This window comes from Bartonella sp. HY406 (assembly GCF_025449315.1).
Taxonomy (GTDB): Bacteria; Pseudomonadota; Alphaproteobacteria; order Rhizobiales; family Rhizobiaceae; genus HY038.
The window spans coordinates 891902-905521 of record NZ_CP104893.1 but is presented as its reverse complement, the minus strand read 5'-3'; the positions used below and the strand labels follow the sequence as shown (position 1 = coordinate 905521).

Sequence of the window (13620 nt, the reverse complement as noted above, 5' to 3'; positions counted from 1 at the left end):
ATTTGATAATTAGCAAGCCCCTTAAATAGGAACTTGCTAATTTTAGTGCTAGAATCTGCACAAGCTTTAGTTATCCCCAGTGATCTATTTTTGCGCACCATAATGTTTGTAATAATTCTAATAAAACAAACTGTTAAATTGACAAGCAAGAATAATCAAAACAAAATCATTATGAACATTGCCTGTGGCTTAAATATAAAAATTTATTACCTTCCCTTAAAACACAAGCTATGTAAAAGCATTTATTTTACATTTAACATTTTACAATATTTACTAATTTTCTTTAATGCCCAATCATAATGCGAACTTGTCGCGGAAATCACATAACTAGCCAAATTGGTTGATCCGGTAAATTTGTAAAATTTCTTGGTAAATAACTGCTCATCATTAAGCGGCTCAATAAGCTGCATTGCTTTATGATGGCTTTTTTCAAAATCAGCTCTCGCTGTCTCAAGTGGAGTTGATTGATGTTTTTGCCAAAATTCAACATTCATTTGCGGATAAGTTTTCCAATTAAAAGGCGCTGGTAAGAAAGCGACATCATGCCCCGCTAAATTATTTTCAACCCAATGTATCAATAATTGATGCCACTCATATAAATGAATGAGCACATCGCGAATATTTTTATCGCGATCATCAAAAGGAAATAGCCCTAATTGCTGCTCGGCCGATAGGCTATCTATCATATGGTATAGCTTTTGATAGTTTTGTTCAGCAAGGTGCTGTAAACTAGCTTTATCTGTTGGACGCGGCATTACTATTTCCTTTCAAAAACGCTTTATCAAAATTATTGCATTGACTTATTTAATCCATTTTGCCCATTGCTCACGATTGCCAGCAAAGACGTTAATATCGACATTGCCTTCAATCCCAGGAATGACACCCGTGCCGGTATATTGCCAGAAAGTGAAAGGATGGGCGCTGTATTTCTCATCGGGATGGCCAGCAACTGAACGCAGCCAGAAGGGATAGGCTTTAAACAATCGTAGATTATTTTCGTCAAAAAAATCAACCGTTGTATAGATAACTGGACGCTTACCATAATGGCGCTCAACAATATCAAGAAACACCTTCATTTCACGGCGCACGGTTTCAGGGTCAGGGCGCAGTTTACAGGTCGGTGATTTATCATTCCATTCCATATCAAGAACTGGTGGAAGTGCGCTTTTATCCTTGGGAACATTTGCAATAAACCAACGTGCTTGGTCTTTTGCTGGACGGCAGAAATAATAAAAATGGTAAGCACCGCGTGGCATACCTACATTTTTAGCACGCTGCCAATTCATCGCAAAATTATCGTCAATCCTATCACCGCCCTCAGTTGCCTTAATAAAGACAAAGGAAATATTAGCGCGCTTAACCGCATTCCAATCGATTTCGCGCTGATATTTTGAAATATCAGTACCATGGATAGGATAATGCCATGGCTTACGTGCTGCCCATTCATGGGGGTTACTATCGTCAAAACGCGGGCCTGCTCCACTACGCTCGCCTTTAAATTGGCTTTGTGATTTCAAGTCACCAAGATCGGAAAACATCGAGCCGCAAGCGCTCGGCAAAAGCAAAACACCGCAAGCCATGATCTTAGTAAAAATAGATAAAGGCTTAAAATCGTGTTTTAGCCATGTTTTCCATCTAAAAACTTTACTTCTAGCACAATCATGATTTGCAGCAGCTTCACAATTAGATAATTTTGCTTTAGTCATAGACTGTGCTTTTGAAGTAAACAAATTGGTAAATTTAAAATAATTGTTCGTTTTGACCACTTGAATTCTTTCCTATTTGGAACAAGTGCCTTTAAGCATTGCATAAAAAGGTAAAAGAATGGCATATATTAACAAATATTTTTTTATAGCGGTGATGGAATGAAAAGAATCCGGTGGGGAAGAGTTATTCTTGTCCTTATTTTGTTTATGATATTGGGTATTGGTGCCTATATCGGGCAAAAAATATTTTTAGGTGGCTCCCCCCTTATCCCAACCCAAGGGGAAACTTTACCTGATGGCTCACCGATAAATTTGCCAGAGCCGCCGAAAACCCCTGCAACCATGAGTGATGCAGAGCGCGAATCGGCAATTGAGCAAGCACGCCAAGACGCAGTTGCAGCTGCCAAAGCCACCGGCCAAAGCGATGACAATGCACAAAAGGCTGGTGAGGCAGCAGCAACAAGCGCACGCAAAGCTTTTTATCCAGCACAAACCACTGGAGGCCTTGGCGGGTGAGCGATAATAATTCCAACACTATTTGGTCATTGCTTGGTAGCATTTTACAACATGCAAGCGACGCTTTATCAACGGTGATTGAAAGTGTGCGCACTTATTTTGAAGGGGATGCTGAAAAACGCCGACAAGTAGCGTTTTCGGTAGCGATGATTGCTCTCTCAGCCAAAATGGCTAAAGCCGATGGTATCGTTACCGATAATGAAGTTAAGGCGTTTTACGAAATTTTCAGCGTGGAAGAAAAAGACTTAAACCACGTGGCACGTCTTTTCTCGTTGGCAAAAGGCGATATTGCTGGCTTTGATTATTACGCCAAGCGCATTGTTTTTCTTTGCAAAGATAGCGAATGCGAATCCTGCCTTTTAGAAGATGTTATTGATGGGCTATTCCATATTGCGAAAGCCGATGGTTACATTCATCAAGATGAAATGAACTTTCTACGCCAAGTAAGTGAAATATTTGGCATTACTGCAAGCCGTTTTGAAACGATCACCGCTTATCATTCCGTAAATGGCACGCAAGATCCGTGGACAGTTTTAGGTATTAACCGCAAGATGCCCTTTGCTGAAGCTCGTAAGCATTACCATAAACTTGTGCAAGAGCATCACCCCGATAAGCTGGCTGCACGTGGCATGCCACCTGAATTTTCTGCAATTGCTAATGAACGACTTGCCCGCATTAACAATGCTTGGGCTTTGATTAAAAAAGAATTGATATTAACATGACTGAAGTTTTGGATAGACCTGATTTTGAAGGCGCAATTTTACGCCCATCGCCTAATTTCAATGAAAGATCTGATAATACTAAGCCGCATATTCTGATCTTGCATTATACTGGTATGAATGATGCTGAAGCTGCCGAAAGCCTTTTGCAAGATCCTGCCTCACAAGTTTCTTGCCATTATGTGGTACGCGAAGACGGAACTATTGTGCAAATGGTTGCCGAATCAAAGCGTGCTTGGCATGCAGGAAAAAGCATGTGGCAAGGGCAAGATGATATTAACTCAAAATCCATTGGTATTGAAATTGTCAATCAAGGACCACTTGGAAATTTTCCCGATTTTCCTTCGCTTCAAATCAAAGCAGTTGTTGAACTTTGCCAATCCATCATAAATCGCCATAATATTGGCGCACGCTATGTCTTAGCCCATAGCGACATTGCACCAGAGCGCAAAATTGACCCTGGCGAAAAATTTCCATGGAAAGACCTTGCTGACAATGGCATTGGCCAATTTGTCTCGCCAAGCCCACTTGGCGGCGGCAGGTTTATGAGCCTAGGTGAAAGCGGTCGGCCAGTTGAAGCATTTCAATCCATGCTGGCACTTTATGGCTATCCTATAGAAATCACTGGAAGTTTTGATGAAAATACTAAAATTGTAACCGAAGCATTCCAGCGTCATTTTAGGCCAGCACTTGTTGACGGTGTAGCGGATGCCTCCACCATTGATACATTACACCGCCTACTCCAACGGCTTGAACGCCTTAGTTAATATTTTTACGACCAAGTTAAATCTATTTATTTTTAACATAAATAGATAAGCCATATTTGCCGCATATTCTTATGCGAGGAAAATTAGGTTAGCACTCTATTTTAAATCTTTCGTTCGGCATTGATATAGAGTAGAACAATTGTAATAGACCTATATGACCTTGCAAGCGGCATGATAAAGAGGAAATACCATGGATGATTATGAAAAAGTCGCCACCGCATTATTAATTCTATTTGGCGCGTTAATCATTGGCGGCCTAATGGCTGTGCATATTGCCGTTGGCAGTAAAGCAGGCTTTCTTTTCGCGCTTGGCGGTGGTATTGTTGGTTGGTTTTCAGCTTTTGCGATATTGTTTGATCGCCCCAAAATTTATCTTGGTCTCATTGTCTTAGCTGTCTTATGCGTTGCAATGTCAGTTGGGCTTTATGTGCGGTAATCATATTTGTAAATTGTTTTCAACTCATCAATTGAGGTAGCTGTGAAACATCAATATTGGCAAAGATTATTGTTGAAATTTCTTTGCCTATTGGTGTTTTTTGCAGCAACATGCCAATGCGCTTTTGCCGAGCAAAAGGCTAATCAAGATGCAAGCACAATAGAACTTCCCCAATTACCTTTGAAGGGTGAAAAATTACAAGATTTCATTCCAGATTTCTGGATTGTTGAATTTCTTCAACAAGAAGACTTAAATGGCGATGGCGAGCTAGATACTGTTATGGTGCTCCGCAATCAAGATATCCAAAATATCAACCATATTGGTGATGATACTTCACCCCTAATAGATACTAATCCTAGAATATTGATTATTTTGTTCCGCCAAGGCAAAGAATGGCGGCTGATTAAACAAAATACCACTTTCATCCCTAAAACCGAAAATGATAATGGCTATATTCAAGATCCATTCAACGGTATCGTTTCTGGCGGAGTAACAACGTCAAAAGGTATTATCTCAATCCGCTTAGGTTATTTTAGCAGCGAATTAATCTATAAAATCTATACGTTTCGCTGGCAAAACAATGATTTTTATCTCATTGGTTATGATAGTTATTCACGTGGACGAGCGTCTGGGATTGAGACAACCAGCAGCTACAATTTTTTAACCAACCGCCGAAACACCAAAACCGAAACACCATTAGATGATGATAGCATTGAGACTAACTCAGATTGGCAACAGTTAAAGCCGCATAAATTGCTAAAACTTGACGAGATTATGAGCGGTGATATTGATGATTATCTTAAAGCAATAGCTCAGTAATTTTCCAGCTAAACTTACATGACCTTACAAATATACTATATGCCTTTGAGCTTACATAGAATATTCAATAATAGATCAAGACGGATCTAATATATTATGTTGAAAAAAGCTTTTAAATACCCGCTGAAATTAAGCATCATATTTACAATTTTTTCAACATTTTTGCAGCAAATGCACAATCAGATGACACTGGCGATTATTTTGAATTTCCCCAATTACCAATTAAAAGTGAAAAATTACAAGATTTTATACCCAAATCTTGGATTATTGAATTTCTTCAACAAGACGATCTCAATAATGACAGTGAATTTGATACGGTTTTGGTTTTACGTAGCATTGGGCAAGCCAGAGACGAAAAAATGTCAGGTAGATTTGAAGTTGAAAATCCTAGAATGCTAATCGTGCTTTTCAAGCAAGGTAAATTTTGGCGTCTTGTCAAGCAAGATACAGATTTCATACCGCAATCGGTTATAATTAATGACGAAGTCGTTGATCCATTTCATGGCATTGTTTATGGTGGTGTTACAGCAAAAAATGGTACATTAAATATTCGCATTGGCTTTTTTGGCAGTCAAATGGGTTTCTACTTATATAGATTTCGTTGGCAAAATGGTGATTTTAATCTCGTTGGTTATGATTATTCCTCCACCCAAAGAACTACCGGAACAACAACCGAAGAAAGCTATAATTTTATTACAAATAAAAAAAAGACAACAATCGAAACGCTAATTATTGACCCTATTCTTGATGAAGCCACCGATAAGGTAACAACCAAAATAAAATGGACAAAATTAAAGCCACATGAACTGTTAAGCATGGACGACATCAATGAAGATTTTAGTGAATACCTTAAGGATATTGATACCTAATATTTAAATGATGAGGACTAACACAGATATGTTGGCTGTAGAATCAAAGCCATTTATAATAATAAACGCGCCAAGCACATTGCCAAGCGCGTTATAAACTCTCAAAATCAATAAATTTAAACAGCTGCCGAGAACTGCCCCTGCCCATAAGAGCGATATGTATCAAACAAAGCCGCAAGTGTGCGTACAAATGGCAATCCTTCCTCGGTGATGGAAATGACTGAACCATCAATGGTTACAATATTATCTTTAACGAGTGATGCCATATTATTCATTTCACGCTGGAAATGTTCGATCCCACCATAATCGGCAAGATCGATCTTGAAGCGGCACATAATTTCACGGATCAAATTGGCACGTAAACGATCCTCATCATCAAGACCAATACCACGCTTGGTTGCCATCGTGCCTTCATCGATTGCGCGGCGATATTGACCAATATCAGCAATAGTTTGCGCATAACCATTATGGAATTCTGAAATCGATGAAACGCCAAAACCAATGAGTGTTGGACAATTATCATCGGTGTAGCCTTGGAAGTTGCGGTGTAAGCGATCTTCCATCATGGCAATTGTCATCGGATCATCAGGCTTAGCGTAATGATCTATACCGATTGCTACATAGCCAAGACTATCCAAGGTATTTGCTACAACTTCTGCCTGCTCAAAACGCTCAAAAGCACCCGGCAATGTTGCTGCATCAATAAGCCGTTGATTAGCACGCCTTTTCGGTAAATGAGCATAACCATAACAGGCAATACGGTTAGGCTCAAGCGCCCCCACCACGCGGCACGTTTCTTCCAACGACGCTTTGGTTTGTAATGGCAAACCATAAATCAAATCAAAATTAATCCGCATAATGCCAACATTACGCAAGTTTTTAACCGCGTTTTCAACATCTTCAACTGGCTGAATACGGCCAATTAACTTTTGCACATCAGGATTAATATCTTGTACCCCAAGGCTCGCGCGATTAACGCCAATAGAGGCCATAAGACTTGCCAATTGCGGCGTGACAGTACGTGGATCAAGCTCTATCGCATGCTCGGCATCTTTATCAAAGTCAAAAACTTGTCTTAATGCTGCCATAACTTTTTTAAAACTTGCAGCTGATAGAATTGAAGGAGTGCCGCCGCCCCAATGCAAATGAACAAGCTTTGGCCGACCTTTTAAATAACCTGCTTGTAAATGGATATCCTTTACTAAGGTATCCGCATAATCCTGAATAATATTTTCACGGCGAATTGCCTTGGTAAAGCAACCACAATAGTGGCATAACTCAGTACAATATGGAACATGGATATAAACAGAAACAGCTTCGCCATTGGCAATTTCACCAAGCCACTGCTTTCGCTCGCTATCGCCGACAGCAACAAAATCTGCCGCTGTTGGATAGGAGGTATAGCGAGGTACCGCTTGGATTGCATAATGCAGCAAAGTTTCCTTATTCATCGCCAATTTAACTTTCCAGATCTTTATCTATCTCTATCATTACACCATTACATGCAAATGATGTATCTTTAAAGTAATTCTACCCATCACAATTAAGGCATATCGCCGCATCTTTAATAAATACGCTTGTTTTAGCATAACGTAATTTATTAGCTTTTCATAGCTTTCGCCTAGCATAATTTATTTAGGCAGGCTTATCGCGCATGCCAGAAAGATGTTGCAAGGTTGCCCTATCTAATAATTGCACCGTATGGGTATCAATTAATCTTATTACCCCTTGAGTCTTCAACTTTGAAAAACAACGGCTTACAGTTTCAATCGTCAGGCCTAAATGATCAGCTATATCGCTGCGATTCATTACCAGATTAACAGGATTATCGATTAGTCCACTTTCAGTCGCACGCTTTGACGACATCAACAAAAAATTGGCCATTTTTTCAATAGGCGTTAACCGCCCCAATAAGAGCTGGTTTTCACGCGATCTCGATAATGATTTTCTCGTCATCTCAAACAAACGCTCACGCATTTGTGGATAAAGCTCCATCATTTGATCAAGCTCGTGGCGTGGAAATACGCAAAGGGTTGATGGTATTACTGCCTCGATCGTTTGGGTATAATAATCTTCCGCAATCAACCCGATAAACTCACCGGGCATAATAAAGCCTGAGATCTGCCTGCGACCATCAAACAATGTTGAAACAAGCCGCAACATACCACTGCGCAAAGTAAATACATATTTCTTGATGTCACCTTCTTGAACAAGCTCCTGATTTGTATCAAGTTTTTTGTCAGAAGTAATACTGTCAAGCTCACGTAACATCGTCTCATCAAGTGATGCACATATGGCAATGCCATGCACTTGACAATTTTCGCATAAAGTTCCCTTCATGCTTTCACAACTTAAACTGTCATTAGGCTGAAACAGCATGCCCGATTGGAGCGTCGTTTTTTTCAATCTGTCCAACAATTGCTTTCCCTACACATAACCTAATCATTTTTTAATCTAAACGTTTACATATTAATCAAATAAGAATTAACGCTCATCAAACGATAGCTTCAAATGAGAGCATTTCAACTACAATAAATCGGCTTGATTATACATGCAAATATCAAACCCAAGTCTAAATGACTATAAAAAACATAGATATAAAATATTCTATCCAATTAAGAACCACAATCTAAGTCAGCATCAAACCAACTGGACTGCACTCGAAAGACACCCAAAAAATTGTCCATATTTTATATTGAATTAGTACAATACTAAAGATAAATAACAATTATTTTCTTAGCACATTTTAAGCATAAAAACAAATGATCTAATGGTAAAAGCGCAGATTTATCACAGCAATGATGTTGGCTTTAACCACACACCAAGTCATTCATATTTTATAAGCTTATAATGTTTTTAAAGCATATTATTATTGAGCGCCCTGCGTCTAAAACGCACAGTAATCATACTACTTAACGCTTAGCGTGTAAAATAGTTCCATTTAACATTATAAATTACACCATTTTTCGTATGAAATGATATTTGGCGAAAAATCCAATATAAAAATCAATGATTTTTATTGAAAATTTTTGGTTTATATTTTTCTAACCTATCATAAGTTTCTTCTGTTAAAATCTCACCATCAATTTGAGCATTTAAAAAATCTTTCGTATTTGGGAAAGTGAAAAATTGACAATACCTACTATCTGCTTGTTTTCGATAAAAATAAATATTTAACTGTACTGATGAAAGAGCAGTTTGAAAGGGCTCATAAAGCTTTAACAATTGGTGATGAGCTTCACATACAGATGCTTCTGCTGAAATTAAAATCCACAAAGGCAATTCATTATATTGCAATTGTAACTCACCATAACTTGCAAGCCAATGCTGCTTTGTAAAAAGCTCTACATTGGCCAAAAAAAGTTCTGCCGCCTTTATGACCGCCACGAATCCTTCAGGATTTTCCATAACATACCTGCCCTTACTAGCCTCCCCTAATAAGAATTTACAAATAAATAGTTATTATATAAACAGATTTATCGTTTTTATCTGTAAAAACGTAACAACAAATACCACTTATAAATTTAATATATATTTTTATCAATAAAATTTTAAAGTTATCTAACTTAATAAAAACAATTATATTTTAAATCTTATGGTTATAATATTTTTTCCTTTTAAGAATAGAAAAATTTTCTTTGTTTCCAATAAACAACCTATGCAACACTATATCAATAGCGATATTACCACATTGACATCCTACGTCTTCTTTCGGACAAGACGGTATAATACCTTCACAGATAAGGCATTTATAAAATATATCGTTATCAATGGGGGCTTCTGAATTATTTAAAACACCAACTTTGATAATTTCAAAAATATAGTTATTGTTCATTTTAATAATCCTGCATCAGGGGTAAAAATCCACCATCAAGTAACTGTTGAATAAATTTTTCTCCAGTATAACACTGAGGCACATCACTTGCTGCATTAAACTCTGGAACAGCTGAAGCTCTCCCATGCTCCGTAGAAATAGGTTTTTGCACAAGGTAAAGCGTATATATTTTAATTCTCAGAGCGCGGAACCATTCCGCGTTGACTTGACTATATCCAAGCTATACTAAAAACCTGCCTTTAGGCACTCCAAATTTATCAACCTATTGTCCGGGCGTCAAAAAGCCTGCTTGACGAGTAACAAAACCACGTTTTTCAATCATAACATATCGACTTATAATGAATTTTCGGCTTGAAATACGAGCACTATCTGCAATTGTTATTTTTGCGCTGACCGGATGCGAGCTAAAAGAACCGGATGAAAAAAAATCTTTACTACAAGAAAGTTTACTGCAAAAAGAGCTTATTTAGCTAATGTTTTTAGAAAAAAAACTGCGAACGCATTAGCGAATGCAAAAAACTCAATACGCTGCTATGTAAATGCAGTTTTGAAAACTCGTACAAATCAAAATGAAAAATGGCAAACAACCACAAAAGATAATCAGGAGCTTCAGTTCGGTCATTTTGATGAAAAAATGGCTTATTACTCACAGAATTAAACCAGCGGATCGTAACTTCCCTTATTAGTTTTCAAAAATTTCCAACAAAAGCAATTTTTACTTTTGTCGGAAATCAATAGTTTTGTTTTACCACTAAATATTGCGGCTTCCTGGCTTAATTGCAGGAATTTTTGCAAGTTCTTCAGGTAAATTATCTGCGTCATATGAAGGCACTTCATATTCAGCCAAAGCAATAAGTGGCACACCTACATCTACCTTGCCAGCGGAACGATCCACGATACAAGCGGCGGCAATAACATCAGCCCCAGCCTTGCGCATGCAATCGACAGTCTCGCGAATAGAAAGACCGGTGGTTACAATATCTTCAACAATCACAACGCGTGCGCCTTTTTCAACATCAAAACGGCGTAGCTTGAACTCGCCATTTTCACGCTCAACCCAAATAGCTGGCACATTTAGATGACGCGATGTTTCATAAGCAGGGATAAGACCACCAATAGCTGGCCCTACAACATAATCAATTTTTCCATCAACATTTTTGCGAATTTTTTCAGCAAGACCACGGCATAATTTTTCAGTCAAGTTCGCATGCATAAAAACATGGGCTTTTTGCATATAGGTGCCACTGCGCCGTCCTGATGTTAAAATAAAATGCCCTTCAAGAATGGCGCCTGCTTCGCGAAAAATATCAAGCACATCATCAGTTGTCATAAAAAATTCCTTCATTCTATTCGCGCGTTCTCTTAACTTTTACAAACTGATATCAAATTTCAGATACCATGCAAAAAATGAATAGTGAAACGCATTTCTTTAAACCATTACATTTTAACATCTTTGCTAACGCACAACATCAAAATGCAAAAACAAAACCGATTAGCCGCAACAATCGATAAGCCCATTATGAGCCATATTTAATAGCGTTATTAACGTGATGCTAATTTATGTTCAAGCATCACATTGGTTTTGCATCACGCATTAACGCGTTTTGCACCGCTAACCATGTTTTCTTCCTTCAATTGCGAAATAATCTTGGTTAAATGTTTTAAATCCCAAACTTCAAGATCAATAATAATCTCGGTAAAATCTGGCGCAGTCCGCACCATCGATAAGTTTTGAATATTCGCATCATTTTTAGCCACAACTTGCGCCACTTCTGCTAAGGAGCCTGGCGAGTTAATTGCTAAAACACTAACACGAGCAGGAAAACGCTCAGTCATTGCTGCATCAATATCCCAGCGCACATCAATCCAACGCTCAGGCTGATCATCATAGGCAGTAAGCGCTGGCGATTGGATCGGATAGATAACAATGCCTGCGCCCGGCTGTAAAATACCGACAATCCGATCACCGGGCACTGCGCCCTCTGGCGAAAACCGCACCGGCACGTCACCATGAATACCACGAATAGGCAATGGCGGCCGCTGAAGTTCATCCCCCTCTCGATCATCTGAATCGCCAGCAGTCTTTTCGCTTCCCGGTACTTTGAAAATCATACCGGATGCATTTTGGATATTAAACCAACCTTCTTCGCCCGGCTTTGCTTTGCTTTTTGTTGTTGCGCGGCTATCTTGATAATCAGGATAAACCGCCTTGATAACATCGCTTGATGGTAATTCACCACGGCCAACCGAGGCCAAAACATCATCAATGTCCTTGCGAGCAAGGCGCGAAAGCACTGGCTTTAACTCATCCTTATTAAATTTTTTTCCTGCACGCTCAAAGCTACGTTCTAATATTCTCGTACCTAATCCTGAATATTGTTTACGTACAGCAACGCGAGTTGCACGGCGAATAGCCGCGCGCGCTTTACCAGTGACCACCATAGATTCCCAAGCAGCTGGCGGCACTTGCGCTTTAGAGCGGATAATTTCCACTTCATCACCATTTTTTAAAACGGTCATCAACGGCATGATACGACCGTTAATCTTAACGCCCACGCAAGAATCGCCAACATTGGTATGCACGGCATAAGCAAAATCAATCGGCGTTGCACCGCGTGGTAAAGCGATAAGCCGCCCTTTTGGCGTGAAACAGAAAACCTGATCTTGAAAAAGTTCAAGCTTGGTATGTTCCAAAAATTCTTCTGGATTATCGCCTTCCGACAGAGATTGAATAGTTTGGCGTAACCATGCATAAGCATTGGTTTCACCCGTCAAATTTTGTGGACTATTGGCTGAACCACGATCTTTATATATAGAGTGCGCAGCAACACCAAATTCAGCGATTTCATCCATCTCATAGGTGCGAATTTGCAACTCTACACGTTGGCGCGATGGCCCAACAATCGTGGTATGGATTGAACGGTAATCATTTTGTTTTGGAATAGAAATATAATCTTTAAACCGCCCCGGCACCATTGGCCATGTAGTATGGATAACACCTAAGGAGCGATAGCAATCTGCCACCTTATGCACCATAACACGGAAGCCGTAAATATCTGATAATTGCTCAAAAGATAAAGCCTTGGTTTCCATTTTTTTAAAAACCGAATAGGCTTTTTTCTGCCGACTTTTTACTTTTGCATCAATACCATTTTCAGCAAAGAGGAAAGACAACTCATCTTCAATGGTGGTTAAAATATCGGCATTACGCTCTTGCAACTCTGCCAAACGATCTTTGACCGCGCGCCAACCTTCAGGATTAATATAGCGAAAAGCGAGCTCTTCAAGCTCTTCACGCATATCTTGCATACCCATGCGGCCAGCAAGCGGCGCATAAATATCCATGGTTTCTTCTGCGATACGGCGGCGTTTATCATCGCGCATAACATCCAATGTGCGCATATTATGCAAACGATCTGCAAGCTTTACCAACAGAACCCGCACATCTTCAGAAATTGCAATCAATAATTTACGCAAATTTTCCGCTTGAATGGCTTTTTTAGAAACAAGATCAAGCTTTTTTAGCTTGGTAAGCCCTTCAACCAATTTGCCAATTTCTGGCCCAAAAAGTTGATCTATTTCTGCGCGTGTCGCAGTTGTATCTTCAATAGTGTCATGAAGAAGCGCAACGGCAATAGTTGCCTCATCAAGGCGCATATCAGTTAAAATTGCAGCAACTTCTAAGGGATGAGAAAAATAGGCTTCACCTGTTGCACGTTTTTGTGCTCCATGCTTTTGCATGGCGTAAATATAGGCTTTATTTAGCAATGCCTCGTTGACGTCCGGCTTGTACCGCTGTACGCGCTCAACAAGCTCATATTGACGCATCATGGGCATAGTCTCCTGATTCTTTTGGGTGGTCTATCATTACAGCTATTTTATTGAAAAATATTATATTACAATAGCATATAAAGAAAAATTGCGGTATTTCAATTAAAATTACTGTAATTTTC

At 39.1% G+C, this 13620-nt stretch carries 14 protein-coding genes; 6 read left to right on the top strand and 8 right to left on the bottom strand.

Going from position 1 to position 13620, the window contains the following annotated elements; all coding sequences use genetic code 11:
* Positions 1-242: 242 nt before the first annotated feature.
* Both N6B01_RS03800 and N6B01_RS03795 read right to left on the bottom strand, forming a co-directional pair.
* Positions 243-755: a ClbS/DfsB family four-helix bundle protein gene (locus tag N6B01_RS03800; RefSeq protein WP_262080001.1), complete on the bottom strand. Its 513-nt coding sequence runs from the start codon at positions 753-755 to the stop codon at positions 243-245.
* 45 nt (positions 756-800) lie between these two features.
* Positions 801-1580 carry a glycoside hydrolase family 25 protein gene (locus N6B01_RS03795; protein WP_262080564.1) on the bottom strand — a complete coding sequence of 260 codons (780 nt, stop codon included), beginning with the start codon at positions 1578-1580 and terminating at the stop codon, positions 801-803.
* Positions 1581-1865: 285 nt separating this feature from the next.
* Here N6B01_RS03795 and N6B01_RS03790 point away from each other — a divergent pair, with 285 nt between their 5' ends.
* From N6B01_RS03790 to N6B01_RS03765, 6 genes are all read left to right on the top strand, one after another.
* Complete coding sequence (locus N6B01_RS03790; protein WP_182418991.1) at positions 1866-2222, top strand: hypothetical protein; 357 nt, start codon at positions 1866-1868, stop codon at positions 2220-2222.
* Positions 2219-2944, top strand: a complete 726-nt coding sequence (locus N6B01_RS03785) for a J domain-containing protein (RefSeq protein ID WP_262080000.1) — start codon at positions 2219-2221, stop codon at positions 2942-2944. The genes N6B01_RS03790 and N6B01_RS03785 overlap by 4 nt, the downstream gene beginning before the upstream one ends.
* Positions 2941-3708 (top strand): N-acetylmuramoyl-L-alanine amidase, encoded by a 768-nt coding sequence (locus tag N6B01_RS03780; protein WP_262079999.1) that lies wholly within the window; start codon positions 2941-2943, stop codon positions 3706-3708. The genes N6B01_RS03785 and N6B01_RS03780 overlap by 4 nt, the downstream gene beginning before the upstream one ends.
* Before the next feature lie 190 nt (positions 3709-3898).
* Positions 3899-4144, top strand: a complete 246-nt coding sequence (locus tag N6B01_RS03775; RefSeq protein ID WP_182418989.1) for a hypothetical protein — start codon at positions 3899-3901, stop codon at positions 4142-4144.
* Between the two features lie 42 nt (positions 4145-4186).
* Positions 4187-4963 carry a hypothetical protein gene (locus N6B01_RS03770; protein WP_262079998.1) on the top strand — a complete coding sequence of 259 codons (777 nt, stop codon included), beginning with the start codon at positions 4187-4189 and terminating at the stop codon, positions 4961-4963.
* 359 nt (positions 4964-5322) lie between these two features.
* A complete protein-coding gene (locus tag N6B01_RS03765) occupies positions 5323-5832 on the top strand; it encodes a hypothetical protein (protein ID WP_262079997.1) in 510 nt (169 codons plus the stop codon).
* A gap of 116 nt (positions 5833-5948) precedes the next feature.
* Here the strand turns inward: N6B01_RS03765 and hemN are convergent, their stop codons facing one another.
* From hemN to N6B01_RS03735, 6 genes are all read right to left on the bottom strand, one after another.
* A complete protein-coding gene (gene hemN, locus N6B01_RS03760; RefSeq protein ID WP_262080563.1) occupies positions 5949-7283 on the bottom strand; it encodes an oxygen-independent coproporphyrinogen III oxidase in 1335 nt (444 codons plus the stop codon).
* Positions 7284-7467: 184 nt separating this feature from the next.
* On the bottom strand, positions 7468-8247 hold the full coding sequence (locus N6B01_RS03755) for a cyclic nucleotide-binding domain-containing protein (protein ID WP_262079996.1): 780 nt from the start codon (positions 8245-8247) through the stop codon (positions 7468-7470).
* Positions 8248-8838: 591 nt separating this feature from the next.
* On the bottom strand, positions 8839-9240 hold the full coding sequence (locus N6B01_RS03750; RefSeq protein WP_262079994.1) for a hypothetical protein: 402 nt from the start codon (positions 9238-9240) through the stop codon (positions 8839-8841).
* Positions 9241-9418: 178 nt separating this feature from the next.
* Positions 9419-9667: a hypothetical protein gene (locus N6B01_RS03745; RefSeq protein ID WP_262079993.1), complete on the bottom strand. Its 249-nt coding sequence runs from the start codon at positions 9665-9667 to the stop codon at positions 9419-9421.
* 751 nt (positions 9668-10418) lie between these two features.
* Entirely contained in the window at positions 10419-10997 is a 579-nt protein-coding gene (gene pyrE, locus N6B01_RS03740) for an orotate phosphoribosyltransferase (protein ID WP_262079992.1), read from the bottom strand.
* Between the two features lie 257 nt (positions 10998-11254).
* Positions 11255-13498, bottom strand: a complete 2244-nt coding sequence (locus N6B01_RS03735; RefSeq protein ID WP_182418983.1) for a RelA/SpoT family protein — start codon at positions 13496-13498, stop codon at positions 11255-11257.
* Positions 13499-13620 lie beyond the last annotated feature (122 nt).

Bases quoted from the DNA above. Each gene is read 5' to 3' on its own strand.
- N6B01_RS03800 (WP_262080001.1), bottom strand. From the start codon at position 755: ATGCCGCGTCCAACAGATAAAGCTAGTTTACAGCACCTTGCTGAACAA.
- N6B01_RS03795 (WP_262080564.1), bottom strand. From the start codon at position 1,580: ATGGCTTGCGGTGTTTTGCTTTTGCCGAGCGCTTGCGGCTCGATGTTT.
- N6B01_RS03790 (WP_182418991.1), top strand. From the start codon at position 1,866: ATGAAAAGAATCCGGTGGGGAAGAGTTATTCTTGTCCTTATTTTGTTT.
- N6B01_RS03780 (WP_262079999.1), top strand. From the start codon at position 2,941: ATGACTGAAGTTTTGGATAGACCTGATTTTGAAGGCGCAATTTTACGC.
- N6B01_RS03775 (WP_182418989.1), top strand. From the start codon at position 3,899: ATGGATGATTATGAAAAAGTCGCCACCGCATTATTAATTCTATTTGGC.
- N6B01_RS03765 (WP_262079997.1), top strand. From the start codon at position 5,323: ATGTCAGGTAGATTTGAAGTTGAAAATCCTAGAATGCTAATCGTGCTT.
- hemN (WP_262080563.1), bottom strand. From the start codon at position 7,283: ATGAATAAGGAAACTTTGCTGCATTATGCAATCCAAGCGGTACCTCGC.
- N6B01_RS03750 (WP_262079994.1), bottom strand. From the start codon at position 9,240: ATGGAAAATCCTGAAGGATTCGTGGCGGTCATAAAGGCGGCAGAACTT.
- N6B01_RS03745 (WP_262079993.1), bottom strand. From the start codon at position 9,667: ATGAACAATAACTATATTTTTGAAATTATCAAAGTTGGTGTTTTAAAT.
- pyrE (WP_262079992.1), bottom strand. From the start codon at position 10,997: ATGACAACTGATGATGTGCTTGATATTTTTCGCGAAGCAGGCGCCATT.
- N6B01_RS03735 (WP_182418983.1), bottom strand. From the start codon at position 13,498: ATGATGCGTCAATATGAGCTTGTTGAGCGCGTACAGCGGTACAAGCCG.